The sequence below is a fragment of the Microbacterium sp. LWH7-1.2 genome, from assembly GCF_038397755.1.
Classification (GTDB): Bacteria; Actinomycetota; Actinomycetes; order Actinomycetales; family Microbacteriaceae; genus Microbacterium.
In genome coordinates, this window is record NZ_CP151637.1 from 3,500,617 (window position 1) to 3,521,009 (window position 20,393).

The window sequence follows — 20,393 nt, forward strand, 5'->3', positions numbered from 1 at the left end:
GGAGCATGCGCTTCGGAACCTTCATCCCCCAGGGCTGGCGATTCGACCTCGTCGGCATCGATCCTTCAGACCACTGGGCGGTGATGAAGGGTCTCGCGCGGCACGCCGACGCGGGGCCGTGGGAATCGCTCTGGGTCTACGACCACTTCCACACCACGCCGGTGCACTCGGACGAGGCCACCCACGAGGCGTGGACGCTGATGGCGGCCTTCGCGGCCTCGACCGACCGCATCCGCCTCGGCCAGATGTGCACCTGCATGGGCTACCGCAACCCCGCCTACCTCGCCAAGGTCGCCGCGACCGTCGACATCGTCTCGGGCGGCCGCACCGAGATGGGCATCGGCGGCGGGTGGTACGAGCACGAGTGGGAGGCATACGGCTACGGCTTCCCGCCCGTGCCGGAGCGGCTCCGGATGCTGCGCGAGGGCGTCGACATCATGCAGCAGGCCTGGAGGACCGGGCGGGCCACGCTCGATGGCACGCACTACCAGGTGGACGGCGCCATCGTGCAGCCGCTCCCGCTGCAGGACGGCGGCATCCCCATCTGGGTCGCCGGCGGCGGCGAGAAGGTCACGCTCAAGATCGCGGCGAAGTACGCGTCGTACACGAACTACGCCGGCTCGCTCGACGACATCGACCGCAAGAGCGCGATCCTCCGCGACCACTGCGACGCGCTCGGCCGCGACTTCTCGGAGATCACGCGCACGTCGAACTTCAACACGATCGTCGGGGCGACCGAGGCCGAGGCGCGCGACCGCCTGGCTGCGGTCAAGGCGCGCCTGCTCCCGCACGTCGGGCAGGAGCGTGCCGACCACATCGAGCACGACTACCTGACCTCTCCGGCCTTCGGCACGCCCGAGCAGGTGGCCGAGCGGCTCGCCGAGCGCGAACGCCACGGCATCGCCTACGCGATCCACTACTTCCCCGAAGCCGCCTACGACCTCTCGGGGGTCGAGCTGTTCGAGCGCGAGGTCATCGCCGCACTCAGCTGACGTCGTCGGCGACCGCGTAGAGGATTCAGGAGAATCGGTGCCGGCGGGCCGTATCTCCGCGCTCTCGTTCCCTGTTGTTCCTGAATCCTCGACGCGCGAGGAGTTCTGGACCACCGCGCGGCCTCTCCTCCCCAGCTCCGAGCCTGCGCCCGGCTGTCCCCATCGTCCGTCGGACCGCGAGCGCGCCCGGTGCGGGCACGGAGTCTGGGCGGATGCTGCTGCCACCCTTCCCTTCGTTCCGCCGCTCGGACCTCGCGGCGGAGGGCTGGACCGACAGGTCGCTGCGGAACGCGGTCGTGGATGGTCGCCTGCTCCGACCGCGCAGCGGCGTGTACCTCCTGCCCCGAACACCTCAGGATGCCGTCGACGCGTGCCGCCTCGGCGGGCTCCTCGCCTGCACGAGTGCGCTGGCGCATCTCGACGTCTTCGTGCTGGACCCGGGGGTGCTTCACGTCCATCTGCCGGCGAACTCGTCGCGGCCGAGGCCGGTGGCCCGCCGTCTTCGGCGCCACTGGGGGCGGTTGCACCGAAGCCCGCACCCGCGGTCCACCTGCGTCGAGCCGTTCGACGCCGTCGTGCAGGCGGTCCGGTGTCAGCCGGTACGGGCGGCGCTGGCCACACTGGATTCCGCACTGCACCTCGGGGTGCTCAGGCACGACGAGCTCGACGAGCTCTTCCACGTACTCCCGCGGCGCCATGCGGTGCTGCGCAAGCTCATCGACAGCCGCGCGGAGTCCGGGCCCGAGACTCTGGTGCGACTGATGCTCAGAGCGCTCGGCGCGACGTTCGAACTCCAGGTGAATATCTCGGGGGTGGGGCGGGTCGATTTCGTCGTGGACGGCTGGCTGATCGTCGAGTGCGACAGCCGGGCCCATCACTCGACGTGGGAGGAGCAGCGGCGTGATCGGCGCCGTGACCAGGCGGCCGCCCTCTCGGATATGCGACGTACCGGCCGATCGCGGAGGACATCATGTGGAATCTGGATGTGGTGCTGGCGGCGCTGAATGGGTTGCTGTCGCGGCCGACGTCGAGAACTCAGGCGAATCTGCGCCTCGATGCCGTGTCGGGCCGGCGAGGTCGGCGTTTCTCCTGAGTTCTTGACACTGACCACGGGCCGTCCGGGGCTGCGAGGTCACACGAGCGCGCGGACGCTCGGGTAGCCGTCGGGCACCACGTCGGGAACGGATGCGTCGCCGCCGAAGATCCGGGTGGTGCCGGGCGCGTCGGACCACGGGCGCCAGCCCGGGTCGTCGCCGCGCACGAGCGCCACCGCGCTGCCGTGCACGGCGGCTGCCAGACTCCGGGGAGGGGCATCCCCGGCGATCGCGGCGACGTGCTCGTCGTCGAGGCAGTCGAACCAGAACGGCACGTCGAGGCAGTGCAGCGCCCAGCGGCGGGTCGGAGAGGGCCACACGAATCGGTACACCCACGTGGGCGCGTCGCTGCGCGCCTCGGCGACCCGCACGACGGTGGAGCGGAACACGACGTCGGTGACGTAGCGACCGAGGACTGCGGCCGTTCCTTTGCGCCGCTGCGCGGCGTTGTCGGCAAGGTACTCGCGCCGCCGCGCTCGGGACACCCCGAGTCTGCTGAGAGCGAGGCTCGCGGGCACGAGCCGCAGCGCGCGCTTCGCGCCGTCGGTCACCATCGTGAACTCGTCGTCGGTCGTGCCGAGGACGAGCGGCTTGTCCGCGCCGATCCCCGCGCGCAGCGCGTCGATGGTCGGTTGCGTGAGCAGGTCGCCGTCGATCGCCGGACCCCACGAGAGCCCCTCCTCCAGCAGTGAACGCACGCCGGCCAGCCGGTCCGATGATTCCGGCTCGCCGGCCTTCCGCTGCAGCGCGTACAGGGCGTCCTCCGGCACGGATGCGAAGCCTTCGCGCGTCGGCGCGACGCCGGCGAGATGTGCGAGCCGCGCCGACGCGGACCGCGCGCGTTCGACGGAGACGTCGGCCAGGGCGCCGGAGAGCGACCACGCCGCGTGGAACAAGCGCTGCGCGGCGGGCATGCCGAGCAGCGTCAGGACGCCGCCGCCGCCCGCGGACTGCCCCGCGATCGTCACGCGCGACGGATCGCCGCCGAATTGCGCGATGTTCTCCTGCACCCACTCGAGGGCGGCCAGCCAGTCGCGCACGCCGCGGTTCGACGGGGCACCATCGATGTGCCCGAAGCCGTCGAAGCCGAGCCGGTACGAGACCGTCGCCGTGACCACGCCGTCGCGGTTGAATGCACGGCCGTCGTACCAGGGACTGGCGGGGGAGCCCGAGATGAAGCCGCCGCCGTGAATCCAGACGAGCACCGGGAGCGCAGCATCCGTCTGTCCCGGAACCGGCGTGAAGACGTTGACGTTCAGCGTCGACTCGCCAGGGACCGACGGCTCGGGGATGAGGGTGATACCGGTGTCGCCGCGCTGCGCCGTCGCCCCGTACTCGAGCGCGTCGCGCACGCCGTCCCAGGGCTCCGGCGGCTCGGGCGCCGCGAACCGTCGTTCGCCGACCGGCGGCTTCGCGAACGGGATGCCGAGGAACGCGGCCGATCCGCCGGCTCCGGGTTCGCCCCGCCACAGGCCCCGCACCCGGCCGGCAGCGGTGCTCACCTCGATGAACGCGGTTGCGGTGGTCTCGGTCATGAGCCCTCCTTCGGAGCGAGCAACTCGAACAGGGCGCCCACCGCGGCGGCCATGTCGACGTCGGGCTCGAGCATCCACTGCAGCTGCATGCCGTCGGCGACCGCCTGGAACAGACGCGCGATCGTGTCGGGATCGACGCGGTCCGTGATCTCGCCGGCCGCCTGCTTCGCGGCCACGACCTCGGCGAAGAAGCGGCGGAGGCTCGCCCCGCGCGTGACGAAGAACTGGTGAGCCGGATGCTCCGGATCCGCCGCGTCGACCGACAGCCGGGCGAACAGGTGCACGAGCCCGGGGACGTCGGCGTTGTGCCGGATGATGTCGAGATAGCCCGCGCGGATGTCGGGGAGTTCGCCATCCTCGGCGGGGGTCAGGCCACGCTGCGGATCGCCGCCCACCCCCTGCCCCACGGAGTCGAGCTCGTCGCGCTTGCGGAGGATCTCGGTGAAGAGCTCCTCCTTGCTGTCGAAGTAGTGGAGGAGTCCTGCCTGGCTGAGGCCCGCGGCATCCGCCAGTTCCTTGACCGAAGCGCCGCGATAACCCTCGCGGGCGATCACGTCGAGCGCGCGCGTGAGGATCTCCTCGCGCTTCGCGACGCCTTTCGCGTAGGAGCCCCGCCGCCCCGGTCCGCTCCCTGCCATGAGAGAAGTAAACCCGAACATCGCTTGATTTCTCAGAACCCAACCGCGCTCGAGCCCGCGGTCTGGTGATGAGTGTCAGCTGTGGAGGAAGGCGAGCAGTGCCTCGTTGACCTCGGCACCGTGCGTCCACAGCAGGCCGTGCGGCGCGCCCTCGATCTCCACGTAGGTGGCGTCGGGGAGCAGATCCTTGAAGCGGCGGGCGGTCTTGTCGATGGGGAGGATGTTGTCGGCGGTCCCGTGGAGGATGAGCGCGGGCACGTCGATCGCGGGGATGTCGGCGCGGAAGTCCGTGGGCCACGTCAGCGGCGCCGCGGCGAGCGCGGTGTTGCCGGCGTACGTCGCGACCTGCACGCTCGCGTCGACGGCCTCCTGCGAGATGCGGGAGCCGAGGTTGTCGTCGAGGTTGTAGAAGTCCTTGTAGAACCCGGCGATGAAGGCGTAGCGGTCGTCGCGCACCGACTGCGCGATCCCGTCGAAGAACTCCTGCGGTCCGGCGCCGTCGGGGTTGTCGTCGGTGATCAGCAGGAACGGTTCGAGCGATCCGAGGAACGCCGCCTTCGCGACGCGGCCGCTGCTGTAGCGCGACATGTAGCGGGCGATCTCGCCGGTGCCCATCGAGAAGCCCACGAGCACCGCGTCGTGGAGGTCGAGGTCTTCGATCAGGGCGTGCAGGTCGCCGGCGAACGTGTCGTAGTCGTACCCGGAGCCCACCTTGCTCGACTGCCCGAAGCCGCGGCGGTCGTAGGCGATGACGCGGTAGCCGGCGTCGAGCAGCGCGGCCTGCTGCTTGCCCCACGACTCGCCGTCCAGCGGGAAGCCGTGGATCAGCACGACCGGCTGGCCATCCGACGGGCCCTGGTCGGTGTAGTAGAGGTCGATGTCCACCGAGTTCTCGGTCCCGACGGTGATGTACGCCACGATCGCTCCTTCCGGATCGCGGGCGGATGCCGCGACCCTGCGTTCGACGCTAGGCCGCGGCATCCGTCATCGCCAGTGGTCTGCCCGCGTGCGTCACGAGCGTTCACGCGGCGTTCAGCGGCGCTCTGGCGCCCGCAGTCGAAACGCCACGGACCTGCGCGACGCGGGTGCGAGGTCAGTCGCGCGCTGCTCCCGCGGAAGGGGTCACCGTGAAGACGGTGGGGGCGGTGAAGCCGGCGGCTGCGAAGGCGGCGGTGGCGGCATCCGTCACGTCCTGGACGTTTTCGTGCGCGACGAGTGCGATCGCGGCGCCCCCGAAGCCGCCGCCGGTCATGCGGGCGCCCACTGCGCCGGCCGACAGCGCGGCCTCGACCGCGGTGTCGAGCTCGGGGACCGAGATCTCGAAGTCGTCGCGCATCGAAGCGTGCGAGGCGACGAGGAGGTCGCCGATCGCGGAGGGCCCCTGCTCGCGGAGGGTGCGCACCGTGTCGAGCACGCGCTGGTTCTCGGTGACGACGTGGCGGACGCGGCGGAAGGTGACCTCGTCCACGAGCTCGGCGAGGCGCGGGAGGTCGTCGACGCTCACGTCGCGCAGCGCCGGCACGCCGAGCGCCGCGGCACCGCGCTCGCACGCGGCGCGGCGCTCGCCGTAGCCGCCGGTGGCGTGGGAGTGCTTCACGCCGGTGTCGATGACGACGAGCTCGAGGCCGGCGTCCGCGAAGCCGAGGTCGACGACCTGTGCCTCCAGCGAACGGCAGTCCAGGAATATGGCCGCGTCGGCCCGGCCGAGGAGCGACGCCATCTGGTCCATGATGCCCGTGGGCGCGCCGACCGCCTCGTTCTCGGCGCGACGGCCGACCTTCGCCAGCGCGACGCGGTCGAGATCGATTCCCCAGGTGTCGGCGAGGGCGACGGCGGTCGCGCCCTCGATCGCGGCGGATGACGACAGTCCGGCGCCCACCGGCACGTCGGACGCGAAGGCGAGGTCGACACCCGACACCGTGGCGGGATCGGTTCCGGATGCCGCGAGCAGCGCCCACGCGACACCCAACGGGTACCGCGCCCACTCGGGCACGCCATCGCGCTTCTCGGGGAAGAGCGCGTCGAGCTCGTTGAGCGCGACCTCGACGGTCGCGTCATCGAACGTCGAGGCCACGCGCACACGGAAGACGCCGTCGGCGCGCGGGGCGAGAGCGACATGGGTGCGGTGCTGGATCGCGAACGGTAGCACGAAGCCGTCGTTGTAGTCGGTGTGCTCGCCGATGAGGTTCACGCGTCCGGGCGCAGACCACGTGCCGGTGGCGTCGGCGCCGAACCGGGCGGCGAAGAGCGCACGCGCGATGGCCGCGGTGCGGATGTCGGTGGCGGTCACAGGGTCTCCTCGGGGATGGAGGCGACGGCGTCGCGCAGCTTCGCCGCCGCCGTCTCGGGCGGGATGTCGCCGATCCAGGCACCCATGGCGGCCTCGGATCCGGCGAGGAACTTGAGCTTGTCGGCCGCGCGGCGCGGTGATGTGAGCTGCAGGTGCAGGCGCGCGGTGTCGCGGCCGCGGTGCACCGGCGCCTGGTGCCAGGCGGCGATGTACGGCGTGGGGGAGTCGTAGAGCGCGTCGACGCCGCGGAGCAGCCGCAGGTACAGGGGCGCGAGCTCGTCGCGCTCGGCCTGGGTCGCCTCGGCGAAGTCCGCGACGTGGCGGTGCGGCAGCAGGTGGATCTCGATCGGCCAGCGCGCCGCGAACGGCACGAACGCCGTCCAGTGCTCGCCCTCGAGGATCACGCGCTCACCCGCACGCTCGAAGTCGAGGATGCGCGCGAACAGGTCGGCGCCCTCGCGATCGATGGACGCCAGCAGGCTCGTCGTGCGCGGCGTGATGTACGGGTAGGCGTAGATCTGCCCGTGTGGGTGGGGGAGCGTGACGCCGATCGCCTCGCCGCGGTTCTCGAACGGGAAGACCTGCTCGATGCCGGGCAGCGCCGACAGGGCCGCCGTGCGATCCGCCCACGCCTCGATGACCGTGCGCGCACGGGTAACCGTCAGCGAGCCGAAGGAGCCCGAGTGCTCGGGACTGAAGCACACGACCTCGCAACGGCCGACGCTCGTGCGGGTCCGGCCGAGGCCCGGGGCCACGAGGTCCTCGAGATCGCGTGGCGGATCGGTGCCGACGAGGGCTTCGCCAAGAGTCCGCGCGGGCGCGTCGCCGTGTGCGACCGCGAGAGCGGGGCCGAACGACGGCGACTTGTTCTCGAACACGGCCACGTCGTACAGCGAAGGGATCTCCGACGGATTCGTCGGCGTCTGCGGGGCCAGCGGGTCGAGGTGCGCCGGCGGGAGGAAAGCGCGGTTCTGGCGGGCCGCGGCGATCGACACCCAGTCGCCTGTCAGGACGTCGCGTCGCATGGTCGCGGTCTGGGGCCTGGGTGCGAGGTCGCGCGCGTCGAGGGCGCGTTCGGCGCCGAGCGTCGTGCCGGGGTCGTCGTAGTAGATCAGCTCGCGCCCGTCGGCGAGGCGGGTCGGGCGCTTGACGACGCCGGCGCCGAGGGCCTCGGCGGGCAGATCGCGGGCGGACACCACGGTGTCGTCGTGAGGCGTGTTCACGTCAACACGTTAGCAAGTCCGCTATGTTGGCGTCAACACGGGCGCTGCATCCCGACCTCACGTCGACGGCGTCCGATGGATCGGGGTGGGGATGACGGCAAGACGCGTGTCGATGGCGGACGTCGCGGAGCGCGCGGGCGTCTCGGGCCAGACGGTGTCGCGGGTGGTCAACGCGAGCCCCCGCGTCGACCCCGGGACGCGGGCGCGCGTCGAGGCGGCGATGAGGGACCTCGGCTACCGTCCGCATCGCGCCGCGCGCGCTCTGCGCACCGGACGCACCCAGACCATCGGGCTCGTGGTGTCGACCCTCGCGTCGGTGGGCAACTCCCGCATGCTGCAGGCGGTGGCGGATGCCGCGGCCGCCCGCGGCTACGCGCTGACGGTCGTGACGCTCGGCGCCGACGGCGACGTGGCCGCGGCTTTCGAGCGGCTGGCCGAGCAGGGCGTGGATGGGGCGATCGTGCTGAACGAGGCCACAGCGCGGGTGCGCGGTGCCGATGTCGGCGCCCCTGGGCTGCGCCTGGTCGTGGTCGACTCTCCGCGCGACGAGCGTTTCGGGGTGGTCGAGACCGATCACGCCGCAGGCGCGAGATCCGCGGTCGAGCACCTGCTCGCGCTGGGCCACGCGACCGTCCACCACCTGGCCGGCCCCGAAGGCTCGTTCGCCGCGGGGGAGCGCGAGCGCGGGTGGCGCGACGCTCTCTCGGCCGCCGGCGCCGCGGTGCCGCCCGTGGTCCGCGGAGACTGGACCTCCGCGTCGGGCTTCGCCGCAGCATCCGCTCTTCTCCAAACAGGTGCGACCGCCGTCTTCGCCGCCAACGATCAGATGGCGCTGGGCGTGCTGCGCGCCATGGGGGAGGCGGGGCGCGCGGTGCCCGGCGATGTGAGCGTGGTCGGCTTCGATGACGTGGCGGATGCCGCGGACTACCGTCCGCCCCTCACCACCGTGCGGCAGGACTTCGACGCGCTCGGCGCGCGCGCGGTCGCGGCGCTCGTCGACGGCATCGAGGCCGGCGCGCCCGCGGCGTTCGAGACCGTGCCGACGCGCCTCGTCGTCCGCGAGAGCACCGCGGCCCGCTCAGGTTTGACTGCCCGAGCTTGACAGCCCGAGCGGCGTGCCCGTGCCCGCTCCCGTCCTTGGCGAGGCGCCAGACTTCGCGCTCTCCGCTGGGCCTTTTGGCGAGTCGCCACAAAGCGGTCGCGGCTGCTGGCGCTGCGCATCCTGGCGAGTCGCCAAGACAGCGTTGTGGGCCCCTCATTCTTGGCGAGTCGCCAGGAATAGGCGGGGGGGGGGGGGGGGGACGGATGCCTCAGCCGGCGGCGCGGCGCGCCTCCCAGCCGGTGCGGACCATCTCGTCGACGGAGTAGCGGTTCTTCCAGTCCAGGTCGCGCGCCGCGAGCTGGCCGGTCGCGACGATGCGGTCGGGGTCGCCGGGGCGGCGGGGTGCGATCTCGGGCGTGAAGGCGATTCCCGTGACACGGGCCATCGCGTCCATGATCTCCCGGACGCTCAGGCCGTTCTGCGACCCGAGATTGTACGCGGGCTCGATCGGGCGGTTCGCGAGCAGGCGCTGCGCGGCCGCGACGTGGGCCGCGGCGATGTCGGCCACATGCACGTAGTCGCGCACGTTCGTGCCGTCGGGAGTGTCGTAGTCGTCGCCGTTGATGCGCGGCGTCCTGCCCGCGAGCAGGGCCTCGAATACGAGGGGGAAGAGGTTGTGCGGGCTGGTGTCGTAGACCGACGGGTCGCCCGAGCCGACGACGTTGAAGTAGCGCAGGGCGGTGTAGCGGAGGGCATGGTCCGATTCGGCGCTCGCGACCGCCTGGTCGCGGATGATCCACTCGCCGATCAGCTTCGACTCCCCGTAGGGCGAGGCGGGGCGCTTGGGCAGGTCCTCGGTGACGAGCGGCACGTCGGGCGTGCCGTACACGGCGGCCGACGACGAGAACACGAGGTTCGAGACCTCCGCCGCCTGCATCGCGGCGAGGAGCACGCGCGTGCCCTCGACGTTCTGCGCGTAGGTGTGCAGCGGGCGCTGCACCGAGACGCCCGCGTACTTGAACCCGGCGAGGTGGATGACGCCCTCGACCTGGTGCTCGCGGAGCGTGCGCTCGACGAGCTCGCCGTCGAGGATGGAGCCGCGCACGAACGGCACGCCCTCGGGCACGAACGACGCGTGGCCGCTCGAGAGGTCGTCGATGACGACGGAGTTCAGGCCCGCGTCTGCGAGCGCACGGACGATGTGGGCGCCGATGTAGCCGGCGCCTCCGGTCACGAGCCAGGACATATCACTCCGGATTCAGGTGGGGGTGGTTACGCCGAGCGGCGCCGCGTCCATTCTGCCCGGTCGGACGGATGCCCCGTTCCCGGCCGCGATCGCGCGCTCGGCGTGCAGGAATCGAGGTTTGGCCGGCACGCCGGGTGGCGGCATCCGTTCCGCGACGTGTCGCGCGAGGGGTCCGGTCATGTGCGCAGAGGTTCAGGCGCGCGCCGCCCAGCGCGCTGCGCGCTGCAGCAGCGCCACGTGCGCGGGGGAGTGGTACGAGCGCTCGTCGTGGCCGAGCGAGGAGACCACGGCGCGCGTCGGCTGCTCCCGCACCCACACCGCGGCGTGCTCGGCGCCGTCGACGTCGTGCACGGCGAGCACGCGCGCGCCCGCGTCGACCACGAGGTCGCTGTAGCGTTCGTCGACGACGTCGAGGGGCGGCATCCCTTCGCTCACGGGATGTTCACCGTCGACGACCCTCACCCGCGCGTCGCCGACCGGGGGGTGCCACGAGAGGCCGGGCTGCCATTCGCCGCCGATGGCCTCGCGCCAGGCCGGGTGGTCGCGCAGGCTCGAGAGCGCGGCGTGCAGCGCGACGAGCCCGATGCCGCGGCCGATCGCGGCACGCAGGCCGGCGTCGGCGGCGGGATCGGAGAGATGACCGATCTCGGCCTCGCCATCACGCCACGGATCGCCGGCGTTGACGACGAGCAGGTCGAACCCGTCGAGCTGCGCGAGCGCGTGGTCGACGTCCTCGTCGACCGTGACCTTCCAGCCGTCGGCCCGCAGCGCGTCCGCGATGCGTGCCGACGTGGCGGGGAACGGATGCCACGGGTCGGCGTACCGGCCGGTGCCGGTAGCGATCACCGCACGGGGTGGGGTGGGCTCGGCTTGCGGGCGGTCCATGGATACCATGTTCTGCAGGATAACGCTTTCCCCCGAGAGTCGAGCCGCAAACGACGAGACCCCGCATCCCCGAGGAGAATGACGTCATGGCCCACACCGTCGTGATCGCGCCCGATTCATTCAAGGGAACGATCGGCGCGGCGGCAGCCGCCGAGGCGCTCGCCGCAGGCTGGCGCCGGGAGCGCCCCGACAGCGAGCTCCGGCTGATGCCCATGGCCGACGGCGGCGAGGGCACGGTCGACGCGTTCGCGGCCGCCGTACCGGGCGCCCAGCGCATGCCGGTGACCGTCACGGGACCCGAGGACGGACCCGTCGAGGCGTCGTGGGTGCTGCTGCCGGCGACGCCCGGCGCACCCCACGGCACCGGCGTCGTCGAACTCGCGAACACGAGCGGCATCGAGCTGCTCGGCACGCCGCCGCGCCTGCACGCCTTCGATGCTCACACGCGCGGCTTCGGCGAGGCGATCGCGGCCGCCCTCGCGCACGGGGTGTCGCGCCTCGTGCTCGGGATCGGCTCGAGCTCGTCGACGGACGGCGGCACGGGCATGCTCACCGCCCTCGGAGCGCGATTCACGGATGCTGCGGGCCGGCCCGTCGCCCGCGGCGCACGCGGTCTCGACGCGGTGACGGTGGCCGACCTGTCGGGGCTCGCGCCCCTTCCGCCCGGTGGGGTGACGGTGCTGAGCGATGTGACCAACCCCCTCTTCGGACCCCGGGGAGCTGCGGCGATCTTCGGGCCGCAGAAGGGCGCCGGCGCCGATGACATCCCGGTGCTCGACGCGGGTCTCGCGCGACTCGCCGCGCTGGTCGACGCCGACCCCGAGACCGCAGGGGCCGGTGCTGCCGGTGGCACCGGGTTCGGGCTGCTGGCCTGGGGCGCGCGGCTGGTGCCGGGCTCCGCGGCGGTCGCGGAGCTCGTAGGACTCGACGCGGCGGTGGCCGCGGCATCCGTCGTCGTCACCGGCGAAGGGGCGTACGACGGCCAGTCCGCGGCGGGCAAGGTGCCCGCGCACGTCGGCGCTGTGGCCGCGGCCGCCGGCGTGCCGGTGGCGCTGGTCGCAGGCCGCATCGCGGCGGATGCCGACACCTCGGGCTTCGCCGCGACGGCCTCGCTCACCGAGCTCGCGGGATCCGGCGGGGCCGCGATGGCCGAGACCGCGCGGTGGCTCGAGGAGGCAGGGGCGCGGCTGGCGCGCGAACTCGCTCGCGGCTGAACCGTCTCGCTGGCTCAGGCGTTTCGACTGCGGGCGCTGGAGCGCCCTTCGCTCAACGACCGGTGGGTAGAGGGCCGCCCCCGCAGCCGGCCGTCGAGCGGGGGGAGGAACGGTCGTTGAGCGAGCGTACGGTCGAAACCCAGAGTCGAAACGGCCCGGTCGGATCGTCGCCTGCCCGCCGTCAGCGGCCGGTGTGGAGCACGCCGTTGCGGCGGTGCGGCAGCGCCGCGAGCGACGAGTCCCCCAGCACCTCCGGCAGGAGGGCTTCGGGGGCGTCCTGGAACACGACCGGCCGGAGGAACCGGCGGATCGCGGTCGCGCCGACCGAGGTGTGCAGCGACGTCGTCGCGGGCCACGGGCCGCCGTGGTGCTGCGACCAGGTCACCGCGACGCCCGTCGGCCAGCCGGCGAAGAGCACGCGCCCGGCCTTGCGGGTGAGCACCTCGAGCACCGCCGCGACGTCGTCGTCGGCCTCGGAGTGCAGCGTCGCGGTCAGCGAACCCGGCACGGCCTCGAGCGCGGTGTGAAGGGCGCCGGGGGACAAGTACCGCACGAGCAGCGTGACCGGCCCGAAGCACTCCTCGAGCAGCGTGGAGCGGCGTGCGGCGATAGCCGCGGCATCGGTCGACAGCACGACCGGCTGCGCCGATCCGGCCGCGGCGGGAAGACCGTGAGCGACCACCGAGACCGACGGGTCGGCTTGGAGGTGCTCGATGCCCGCCGGGAAGGCCGCGGTGATGCGGTCGGTGAGGAGCGCGCCCCCGGCGGCATCGGCGGCGAAGCCGGCGACGAGGTCTTCGAAGCCGGCGCCCTCGGGCACGAACACGACGCCGGGCTTGGTGCAGAACTGGCCGACGCCGAGCGTGAAGGAGCCGACGAGCCCTTGGGCGAGCGCCTCGCCGCGCGCCGCGACGGCCGCCGCAGTGATGACCACCGGGTTCACCGAGCCGAGCTCGCCGTAGAACGGGATGGGGTCGGGGCGACCCGTCGCCAGGTCGAACAGAGCGCGTCCGCCGCCGAGCGACCCCGTGAAGCCCGCGGCGCGGATGGACGGATGCTGCACCAGCGCGTTGCCCGCCTCGCGACCGTGGACGAGCGCAAGGGAGCCTTCGGGCGCCCCCGCCTCGACGAGTGCCGCGGCGACGATGGCCGCCGTGCGGTCCGAGAGACGCGGGTGCCCGGAGTGCGCCTTCACGATGACCGGGTTGCCGGCGGCGAGGGCCGACGCGGTGTCGCCGCCCGCGACCGAGAACGCGAACGGGAAGTTCGACGCCGAGAAGACGGCGACAGGGCCGACGCCGGTGAGCATGCGGCGAAGCTCAGGGCGGGGCGGGGACGCCGATGCGTCCGCGTCGTCGACGGTGAGCTCGAGGTACGACCCCTCCTCGACGACGGTCGCGAACAGACGCAGCTGACCGGTGGTGCGCCCGACCTCGCCACGCAGGCGGGTCTCGCCGAGGCGGGTCTCCTGGTCGGCGATCGCGACGAGCTCGTCGATGTTCGCGTCGAGCGCGTCGGCCGCCGCGTGCAGCCACGACGCGCGGGTCGCAGCATCCGTCGCCCGCCAGATCGGCGCCGCAGCGGCGGCGGCCCGCGCGAGCGCCTCGAGGTCGGTCGCGTCGGTCGTGGTCGTGGTTGTCATGGGGAGAACCTTCCCGGTTGTCGAGGTCACGAGAAGCGGATCCCGAGGCCGACGTGCGGCGCCTCGGTCAGAGTGCCGTCGGCGATGCGCACGGGCGACGGGTCGCGGAGCGCGCCGAGGTCGCCGAAGCCGGCGTCCTCGACGTCCTCGGCCATGGGCTCGGGAACGCCCGGGACGGAGCGCAGGCACAGGGCGAGCTGGCCCGACAGCTCGGGCAGCAGGTGCGGGTGGACCGCGGCGCCGTAGGCGCCCGCGATGCCGGTGATCCCGAGGAACGGTGTGATCCCGCCGACCCGGACGATGTTCGGCTGCACGATCTGCGCGGCACCGGTGCGCAGGAAGTCGTCGAACCGGTAGACATTGTGGATGTTCTCGCCGACCGCGATCGGGATGCCGCTGGATGCGGTCAGGCGCTTCGACAGCTCGTAATGGCCGTACAGGTCGTCGGCGCGCAGCGGCTCTTCGACCCAGGCGGGCGAGACCTCCGCGAGCACCTCGAGGCTCCGCGTCGCCCGGTCGAGATCCCACCGCTGGTTGGCGTCGATCATGAGCGCGCGGTCGGGGCCGAGCGCGTCGCGCACGGCCTTCATACGGTCGAGGTCCTCGGCGACGTCGGGCTTGCCGACCTTCACCTTCACCGCGTCGAAGCCGGCATCGACCCAGCGCCGCGCCTGGGCCACCAGCTCGTCCACCGAGTAGTGCAGATTCACCCCTGAGCCGTAGGCCCGCACGCTCTCGCGCTGCGGTCCCAGCCACTGCGCGACCGAACGGCCGTCGGCGCGCGCGGCCGCATCCCAGAGTGCGAGGTCGAGCCCGGCCATCGCGATCGTCGTGACGCCGCCGCCACCGGCCTCGTGCAGGTGCTGCCAGAGGGTCAGCCACTCCTCGCCCGGCTCGGCCGAGCGCCCGACCGCCCACGCGGCGATGTCGTTCGCGAGCAGGGCGTGCACGGCCTCGCCCCCGATCTGCGGCGTCCACGAGAAGCCCCAGCCCTCGGCGCCGTCGGAGCGCACCACGTGCGTCGCGACCACGCCCACCGTCGTCACGTCGGCCGCCCACGGCCGCGTCAGCGGCACGCGCAGCAGGCGCGCGTCAAACGAGGCGATCGTGGTGCGGGGTGATCTGGTGGAGGCGGTCACAGCAGCGCTCGCCCCGCCTCGAGGATCTCGGCCAGGCGCGCCTCCTGCGCGGGCGTCGGGTCGACCAGCGGCGGGCGCACCGACCCGACGGGCAGGCCGCCCAGACGCAAGCCCGTCTTGATGAGCGAGACGCCGAAGCCGGGGGTCTCGTCGCGCAGCGCGACCAGCGGCGAGTAGAAGCCGTCGAGCAGTTCGACCCGCCGCGTCTCGTCGCCCTCGACGTACGCGCGGTAGTACGCGTTCGCGACCTCGGGGATCATCGCGAACGCCGCCGACGAGTACAGCGGGATGCCGATCCCTCGGTACGCCCCCTGCGTCAGCTCGGCGGTCAGCAGTCCGTTGAAGAACGTGAAGTCCTCGCGGCCCTCCGCTGCCACCGCCCGCACGATCTGCTGCGCGCGGCCGACGTCGCCGACGCCGTCCTTGAACCCGACGACCTTGGGGTTCTGCGCGAGGCGGCGCACCGAGTCGACCGAGTACTGCGCGGTGCCGCGGTGATAGATGACGACGGGAAGATCGGATGCCGCCGCCACCGTTTCGACGTAGGCGACGAGTCCTGACTGCGGGCCGCCGACCAGGTACGGCGGCAGCACGAGCAGCGCGTCGGCTCCGGCATGGGCCGCGGCACGTGCGAGCGTCGTCGCGTGGTCGAGCGGACCGCCGGTGCCGGCGACGACGGGGATGCCGCCCGCGACCGTCTCGGTCGCGATCTGCACGACGCGCGACGCCTCGTCGGTCGACAGGGCGTGGAACTCACCCGTGCCGCACGCGGGGAACACACCGCCGGGGGTGTGGGTGAGGGTCGTCTCGAGGTGCCGCCGCAGCAGTCCTTCGTCGACGCGGCCGTCGGCGTCGAATGGGGTGACGGGGAAGAAGAGGATGCCGTCGAACTTCACGCCAGCACGTCCTTTCGGGCGGAGTCGAGGGTGGGGGCGGCGTCGTGGGTGCGGGCGGAATCGTGGCCGCGTGCGACGTCGGCGTCGTACACGGGCTCGCTGAGCTCGCCGCGCCAGGTGTGGGCGGGGCGCCAGCCCAGGACCCGCCGGGCCTTCGCGTTCGAGAAGGCGGGCGCAGTGCCGGTGAGCCCCGCCGCGAGCTCTTCGGTGCCGGGCACGAACTGCGGCAGCAGCTCGGCGAGCGGCCGGCGGGCCAGCGCATCGTCGGCGCCGACGAAGAACACCTCGGCGTTGGGGATCTCGGGGAGCGCCACCAGCAGCGCGTCGATGAAGGTCGCGACGTCGCGTGCGTCGACGTAGTTGAAGAGGGCCGGCGCCGAGAGCGTGGGATCCGCGAGGCGCTCGCGCACGGTGTGACCCTGCTGCGTCGGGGTGTTCTGCCACTCCTCCGGCGCGATGACGTAGCAGGGGCGGAAGGCGGCGAAGCGAGTGGCGTCACCGGTCTGCCGGGCCAGCATCGACATGGTCTGCTCGGCGAGGAGCTTCGACAGCGCGTACGCGTTCCAGGGCTTCGGCGTCGTCTCCTCGTCGACGGGGAAGCGCTCGGGGAGCCACCCCGTGGGCGAGTTGTAGCCGAGGACGGTGGGGCTCGACGCCGCCACGATCTTCGGGATGCCGGCGGCCACGCCCGCCGACATCACGCCCAGCGCCATCGTGGCGTTCGTCCGCAGGATGACGTCCTCGGGCGCGCTGAACGGCACCGCGATGGCGGCCAGATGGACGAGCGCATCGGCCCGGGTGCCGGCGATCGAGCGGGTCGCAGCATCCGTGTCGGTCAGGTCGACCGCGATCTGCTCGATGTCGTGCAGCTCGCCGGCGTCGGAGACGGCACGGTCGAGTGAGACCAGCTCGTGCCCCGCGGCGGTGAGCCCCGCGACCAGGCTGCGGCCGAGCCTGCCGGCGCCGCCCGTGACGACGATGCGGCTCATGCGCGGAGGGTCGCGGCGCCGTCGGCCGCGAGGAAGCGGATGCCGAGATCGGAGACCTGCACCGGGAGTCCGGTCTCGAGGGAGCGGTTGCCGGCGATCCCGACCGCGATGGAGCACACGCCGTCGCGCCAGTCGGCGGGACGCGCGAGCGGGTCGTCGCCGGGGCCCTCGAACAGGTCGGCGAGCAGGAGCGCGTCGCCGCCGCCGTGGCCGTCGCTGTTGCCCTCGAGCGGCACCTCGTAGGCGGCCTCCCAGTGGCGCTGCACGATGAGCCGCTCGCCCTCGGGTCGCAGGGATCCGGTGGTGCCGGCATCGCTGGCGGACGGGTCGAGCACCGGGTGCAACCCCTCGTCGGCGAGCACGGCGCCGCGTTCGACGACCTCGAGCTCGGCCCGGCCCAGCGTGCCGTTGACCGCGACGCGGTATCCCTCCCACGGGGAGTGGGCGTTGAGGGAGTACGAAAGGGTCGCGCCGGAGGTGTAGTCGACGACCAGGGCGAGGTTGTCCTCGATCGTGATGCCCTCGCCGAACACGTCGCGGTCGCGCAGGTACCCGTCGTGCTGCTCGGCGTCCAGGTACAGCGCCTTCAGGCGCTCGTCGCCGCGGAGGTCGAGTTCGAAGGCATCGCCGCCGTCGTGCGTGCCGCGGGCCGGACGCTCGCCGAGGCCTCGTGCCGCGGCGTTGCCGGCACCGTAGAAGCGCAGACCGCCGGAGGCGAACACCCGGCGCGGGGCGGAGCGGATCCACCAGTTCACGAGATCGAAGTGGTGGCTGGCCTTGTGCACCAGCAGGCCGCCCGAGTGCTGCTTCTCGCGGTGCCAGCGGCGGAAGTAGTCCGCGCCGTGCTGGGTGTCGAGCACCCACGAGAAGTCGACGGACGTGACTTCGCCGATCGCGCCGTCCTGGATGACCTGGCGAAGCGCCGAGTTGCGCGGCGAGTACCGGTAGTTGAACGTGATGACGACCGCGCGGCCGGTGCGGTCGATGGCGTCCTCGATCGCCGCGGCGGAGGGTCCGTCGATGGTGAGCGGCTTCTCGACGACGACGTCGGCGCCGGCATCCAGCGCCCGCACGATCAGTGGCGCGTGCAGGTCGTCCCGGGCGCAGATCACGACGCGCTCCACTGTCTGCTCGCGCACCATCGTCTCGAGGTCGTCGGGTGCGTAGACGGCCGGCGCAGAGAACCCTGCCTCGACCACCCGGTCGACGTAGTACTGCGCTCGCACCGGGTTCGGCTCGCAGATCGCGACCAGCACGGCGTCGTCGGCGTATCGGCCGATGATCGCGTCGACGTACATCTGGGCGCGGTGTCCCGCGCCGACGAGGGCATACCGGCGGTGGCTCATGCGACTCCTCAGGAAACGTTTTCTCAGGATAGCAGTGTTGCGGGGAAGCGTTCGCTGAAGTCCCGGATCGCGAAGAGGTGCTGTTCAGCGCGACGTGTCGCGCTGCCAGGTGATGGTGACTTTGAAGTTCGCCTGCACCGCCGTCGACGCGATCACGGCGCCGAGGTCCGCCGACATCTCGATCCCGAACTCGACGGTGACCTCGCTCGGCGGGTGGGGGCCCGAGCGGGCCGCATCGAGGACGGCGGTCGCCGCGGGCTGGACCCGCTGCACCACCGTCTCGAACGACTCGCTCGCCTGAGTGACCACCGCCTCCGAGACGCGACCGCGCAGGACCGGCCCATACGGGTCGTGACCTGCGCCCGGCCCGACAGAGGCGACCACCACCGACCCGCCCTCGCTCAACGGGAACTCCACCAGATTCGCGACCATGCCCGCCCTCCCTACTGATTCAGCGTCACGACAGCGCCGAACTCGCCGCTGTTGTTCTCGAGGTCGGTGTCGTTGATCCCGAGCATCAGGCCACCCTGCGCCGGACACACGTAGGTGGTGCCGGTCCCGACGGGGAACCGCTCGGGCGTCGTGTCGAGCCTTCCGATGACCGCCCCCGTGTTGGCGTCGGGGAGGACGCGGGCCTCGGGCCGTTCCCCGGCTGGCAGCCCGTCCGGGCCGATCTGCGAGTCGGCCGTCTCGTCGAGCCAGCCGCGCCCGGTCACCTCGATCACGAACTCGTCGCCGAGGGTGCAGTAGAGCCCGACGTCGACCCAGTCGACGTCGAGAGGGACGGCGAGTTCGGCCGTGCTCGGCTGATCGCCGGACCCGCCGGACCCGCCGGGGTCGCGACCGAACGGAATCAGCGAGAGAGCGGTGACGACGCCGCCGATCGCGAGCACCCCCGCCGCACCCGCGAGCGCCCAGCGCCGCCACGTCGGCCGACGCGCCGGGCGTTCCACAGCGGCGGTGGTCGAGGGCGGTACCGGTACCGCTCTGTCGGCCGATGCCCGTGTCGACGCCGGCTGCGCCGGCGCTGGAGCGGCGCCCCGCGGGCGACCGGTCGCGTCGGCGGGTGCGGGCGATCGCGGCTGGGCGCTGTGGTCCGTCGGCACCGGTCCCAGATCGAACAGCTGGGCGTCGCCGCGGAGGTAGAGCACGGGAGTGACCCATTCGAGGGTTCCGCGACCTGCGCCGAGGATGCCGATCCGGCCGCTGCGCACCGCCTCGTCGATGCCGCGGTTGTGGGCGAGCGCCGTGTAGAACCCCCGCGAGAAGGCGAGAGCAGCGTCATCGCTGATCGAGAACTGCATGGCGGCGACCGCGTGTATGCCGCTGCGCGCGAGTGCGGCTGCGGTTCCCGAGAACAGATCCGTCGGCCCGCCGGTGCCCGACTGGCAGGAATTGAGCACCACGAGGCGGGGGGTCGGCTCGGCTTCGTCCAGCAGGTCGGCGAATGCCGAAGCCGTCACATAGTCCGCCCGGCCGTCGCGACCCACGAATGCCAGAACACCCTCGTCGGTCGCCGTGTCGTACGCGCCGTGACCGATGAAGTGCAGCACGTGCCACGCTCCCTCGAGCAGCTTCGTGTGCAGGCCGTCCCACGTGAGGTCCTCGAGCCAGCTCAGCTCGACGCGCCCGTCGTCGATGTGGGGCCCGAGCGCCTGCTCGAGCCGCTCGCGCTCCACCTCCACATCGAGCAGCGGAAGACCGCGCGGCGACGAGATCATGCCGAGAACCCGGAGGGGCGGCGCGATCCGGAGGACGGGCGTGTGCGCCGCAGGCACGTTCCGGACGAGCGGCTCCTTGCGGCAGAGGTACCGGTCGGTGTCGGCGTCGTACAGCGCCTCCCACGGCAGTGCGGCGAGTCCGGGCGCCGTGAGGCGCAGGGAGACCTGCACGCTGAGCCCCCGCTCCGAGGCGACGGCGAGGCTCGTGCGGTACGCCGTGCCGACGCTCCCAGCGAACGCCGCATCGAAAAGCCGCCGGCCGACGTCCTGCAGCACCGCTTCGGTGTCGGACATCACCCGTCGGGCCGACACGGCCGACGACAGCACGCTGGCCTCGAGCAGCGGCCGCCGATCCACGAGCTCATCGAGATCGAGGTGGAAGGTCTCGGCCGGCTCGCCCCCGCCGACCGATCGCAGCACGCGCGCGACGTACGAGCCCGGCTCGGGTCCGGGCCCGATCTCCAGCTCCATCACGGCGGGGTCCATTTGCGCTCATTGTCC

Annotated in this window: 18 protein-coding genes; 4 read left to right on the top strand and 14 right to left on the bottom strand. The window is 72.5% G+C overall.

From position 1 onward, the window contains the following. Positions 1-5: 5 nt before the first annotated feature. Together MRBLWH7_RS16250 and MRBLWH7_RS16255 are read left to right on the top strand one after the other, a co-directional pair. Entirely contained in the window at positions 6-992 is a 987-nt protein-coding gene (locus tag MRBLWH7_RS16250) for an LLM class F420-dependent oxidoreductase (RefSeq protein WP_341996321.1), read from the top strand. Between the two features lie 212 nt (positions 993-1,204). Next, complete coding sequence (locus MRBLWH7_RS16255; protein WP_341996323.1) at positions 1,205-1,996, top strand: type IV toxin-antitoxin system AbiEi family antitoxin domain-containing protein; 792 nt, start codon at positions 1,205-1,207, stop codon at positions 1,994-1,996. Between the two features lie 128 nt (positions 1,997-2,124). Here the strand turns inward: MRBLWH7_RS16255 and MRBLWH7_RS16260 are convergent, their stop codons facing one another. From MRBLWH7_RS16260 to galT, 5 genes are all read right to left on the bottom strand, one after another. Further along, positions 2,125-3,621 carry a carboxylesterase family protein gene (locus MRBLWH7_RS16260; RefSeq protein WP_341996325.1) on the bottom strand — a complete coding sequence of 499 codons (1,497 nt, stop codon included), beginning with the start codon at positions 3,619-3,621 and terminating at the stop codon, positions 2,125-2,127. Next, on the bottom strand, positions 3,618-4,259 hold the full coding sequence (locus MRBLWH7_RS16265; RefSeq protein WP_341996327.1) for a TetR/AcrR family transcriptional regulator: 642 nt from the start codon (positions 4,257-4,259) through the stop codon (positions 3,618-3,620). The genes MRBLWH7_RS16260 and MRBLWH7_RS16265 overlap by 4 nt, the downstream gene beginning before the upstream one ends. A gap of 75 nt (positions 4,260-4,334) precedes the next feature. Next, positions 4,335-5,177 (bottom strand): alpha/beta hydrolase, encoded by an 843-nt coding sequence (locus tag MRBLWH7_RS16270; protein ID WP_341996329.1) that lies wholly within the window; start codon positions 5,175-5,177, stop codon positions 4,335-4,337. A 175-nt stretch (positions 5,178-5,352) separates the two neighbouring features. Next, complete coding sequence (gene galK / locus MRBLWH7_RS16275) at positions 5,353-6,534, bottom strand: galactokinase (protein ID WP_342002099.1); 1,182 nt, start codon at positions 6,532-6,534, stop codon at positions 5,353-5,355. An 11-nt stretch (positions 6,535-6,545) separates the two neighbouring features. Next, a complete protein-coding gene (gene galT, locus MRBLWH7_RS16280; protein ID WP_342002102.1) occupies positions 6,546-7,730 on the bottom strand; it encodes a galactose-1-phosphate uridylyltransferase in 1,185 nt (394 codons plus the stop codon). A 133-nt stretch (positions 7,731-7,863) separates the two neighbouring features. Here galT and MRBLWH7_RS16285 point away from each other — a divergent pair, with 133 nt between their 5' ends. Then, positions 7,864-8,874, top strand: coding sequence for a LacI family DNA-binding transcriptional regulator (locus MRBLWH7_RS16285; RefSeq protein ID WP_341996332.1), 1,011 nt, complete (start codon positions 7,864-7,866; stop codon positions 8,872-8,874). 208 nt (positions 8,875-9,082) lie between these two features. Here MRBLWH7_RS16285 and galE read toward each other — a convergent pair whose 3' ends face one another. Continuing rightward, a complete protein-coding gene (gene galE, locus MRBLWH7_RS16290) occupies positions 9,083-10,060 on the bottom strand; it encodes a UDP-glucose 4-epimerase GalE (protein WP_341996334.1) in 978 nt (325 codons plus the stop codon). A gap of 192 nt (positions 10,061-10,252) precedes the next feature. After that, positions 10,253-10,954, bottom strand: a complete 702-nt coding sequence (locus MRBLWH7_RS16295; protein WP_341996337.1) for a ThuA domain-containing protein — start codon at positions 10,952-10,954, stop codon at positions 10,253-10,255. 77 nt (positions 10,955-11,031) lie between these two features. Here MRBLWH7_RS16295 and MRBLWH7_RS16300 point away from each other — a divergent pair, with 77 nt between their 5' ends. Continuing rightward, the gene (locus tag MRBLWH7_RS16300) at positions 11,032-12,159 is read left to right on the top strand and encodes a glycerate kinase (RefSeq protein WP_341996339.1); all 1,128 of its coding nucleotides are present in this window, start codon (positions 11,032-11,034) and stop codon (positions 12,157-12,159) included. A gap of 181 nt (positions 12,160-12,340) precedes the next feature. Here the strand turns inward: MRBLWH7_RS16300 and MRBLWH7_RS16305 are convergent, their stop codons facing one another. The 7 genes from MRBLWH7_RS16305 to MRBLWH7_RS16335 all read right to left on the bottom strand — a co-directional run bounded on the left by MRBLWH7_RS16305 (position 12,341) and on the right by MRBLWH7_RS16335 (position 20,378). Continuing rightward, positions 12,341-13,801: an aldehyde dehydrogenase (NADP(+)) gene (locus tag MRBLWH7_RS16305; protein ID WP_341996341.1), complete on the bottom strand. Its 1,461-nt coding sequence runs from the start codon at positions 13,799-13,801 to the stop codon at positions 12,341-12,343. Positions 13,802-13,827: 26 nt separating this feature from the next. Next, a complete protein-coding gene (locus MRBLWH7_RS16310; RefSeq protein ID WP_341996343.1) occupies positions 13,828-14,940 on the bottom strand; it encodes a mandelate racemase/muconate lactonizing enzyme family protein in 1,113 nt (370 codons plus the stop codon). Next, positions 14,937-15,836 (bottom strand): 5-dehydro-4-deoxyglucarate dehydratase, encoded by a 900-nt coding sequence (locus MRBLWH7_RS16315; protein ID WP_341996345.1) that lies wholly within the window; start codon positions 15,834-15,836, stop codon positions 14,937-14,939. Before MRBLWH7_RS16315 ends, MRBLWH7_RS16310 begins: the two co-directional genes overlap by 4 nt. After that, positions 15,833-16,825 carry an NAD(P)-dependent oxidoreductase gene (locus tag MRBLWH7_RS16320; protein ID WP_341996349.1) on the bottom strand — a complete coding sequence of 331 codons (993 nt, stop codon included), beginning with the start codon at positions 16,823-16,825 and terminating at the stop codon, positions 15,833-15,835. The genes MRBLWH7_RS16315 and MRBLWH7_RS16320 overlap by 4 nt, the downstream gene beginning before the upstream one ends. Further along, positions 16,822-18,171 carry a Gfo/Idh/MocA family oxidoreductase gene (locus MRBLWH7_RS16325; RefSeq protein WP_341996350.1) on the bottom strand — a complete coding sequence of 450 codons (1,350 nt, stop codon included), beginning with the start codon at positions 18,169-18,171 and terminating at the stop codon, positions 16,822-16,824. The genes MRBLWH7_RS16320 and MRBLWH7_RS16325 overlap by 4 nt, the downstream gene beginning before the upstream one ends. Positions 18,172-18,255: 84 nt before the next feature. Further along, entirely contained in the window at positions 18,256-18,603 is a 348-nt protein-coding gene (locus MRBLWH7_RS16330) for a CU044_2847 family protein (RefSeq protein WP_341996353.1), read from the bottom strand. Between the two features lie 11 nt (positions 18,604-18,614). After that, the gene (locus tag MRBLWH7_RS16335; protein WP_341996356.1) at positions 18,615-20,378 is read right to left on the bottom strand and encodes a CHAT domain-containing protein; all 1,764 of its coding nucleotides are present in this window, start codon (positions 20,376-20,378) and stop codon (positions 18,615-18,617) included. Between the last annotated feature and the right edge of the window lie 15 nt (positions 20,379-20,393).

Excerpts from the sequence above, each read along its gene's own strand:
- MRBLWH7_RS16250 (WP_341996321.1), top strand. The coding sequence starts at position 6 with ATGCGCTTCGGAACCTTCATCCCCCAGGGCTGGCGATTCGACCTCGTC.
- MRBLWH7_RS16255 (WP_341996323.1), top strand. The coding sequence starts at position 1,205 with ATGCTGCTGCCACCCTTCCCTTCGTTCCGCCGCTCGGACCTCGCGGCG.
- MRBLWH7_RS16260 (WP_341996325.1), bottom strand. The coding sequence starts at position 3,621 with ATGACCGAGACCACCGCAACCGCGTTCATCGAGGTGAGCACCGCTGCC.
- MRBLWH7_RS16265 (WP_341996327.1), bottom strand. The coding sequence starts at position 4,259 with ATGGCAGGGAGCGGACCGGGGCGGCGGGGCTCCTACGCGAAAGGCGTC.
- MRBLWH7_RS16285 (WP_341996332.1), top strand. The coding sequence starts at position 7,864 with ATGACGGCAAGACGCGTGTCGATGGCGGACGTCGCGGAGCGCGCGGGC.
- galE (WP_341996334.1), bottom strand. The coding sequence starts at position 10,060 with ATGTCCTGGCTCGTGACCGGAGGCGCCGGCTACATCGGCGCCCACATC.
- MRBLWH7_RS16295 (WP_341996337.1), bottom strand. The coding sequence starts at position 10,954 with ATGGTATCCATGGACCGCCCGCAAGCCGAGCCCACCCCACCCCGTGCG.
- MRBLWH7_RS16300 (WP_341996339.1), top strand. The coding sequence starts at position 11,032 with ATGGCCCACACCGTCGTGATCGCGCCCGATTCATTCAAGGGAACGATC.
- MRBLWH7_RS16305 (WP_341996341.1), bottom strand. The coding sequence starts at position 13,801 with ATGACAACCACGACCACGACCGACGCGACCGACCTCGAGGCGCTCGCG.
- MRBLWH7_RS16320 (WP_341996349.1), bottom strand. The coding sequence starts at position 16,825 with ATGAGCCGCATCGTCGTCACGGGCGGCGCCGGCAGGCTCGGCCGCAGC.
- MRBLWH7_RS16325 (WP_341996350.1), bottom strand. The coding sequence starts at position 18,171 with ATGAGCCACCGCCGGTATGCCCTCGTCGGCGCGGGACACCGCGCCCAG.
- MRBLWH7_RS16330 (WP_341996353.1), bottom strand. The coding sequence starts at position 18,603 with ATGGTCGCGAATCTGGTGGAGTTCCCGTTGAGCGAGGGCGGGTCGGTG.
- MRBLWH7_RS16335 (WP_341996356.1), bottom strand. The coding sequence starts at position 20,378 with ATGGACCCCGCCGTGATGGAGCTGGAGATCGGGCCCGGACCCGAGCCG.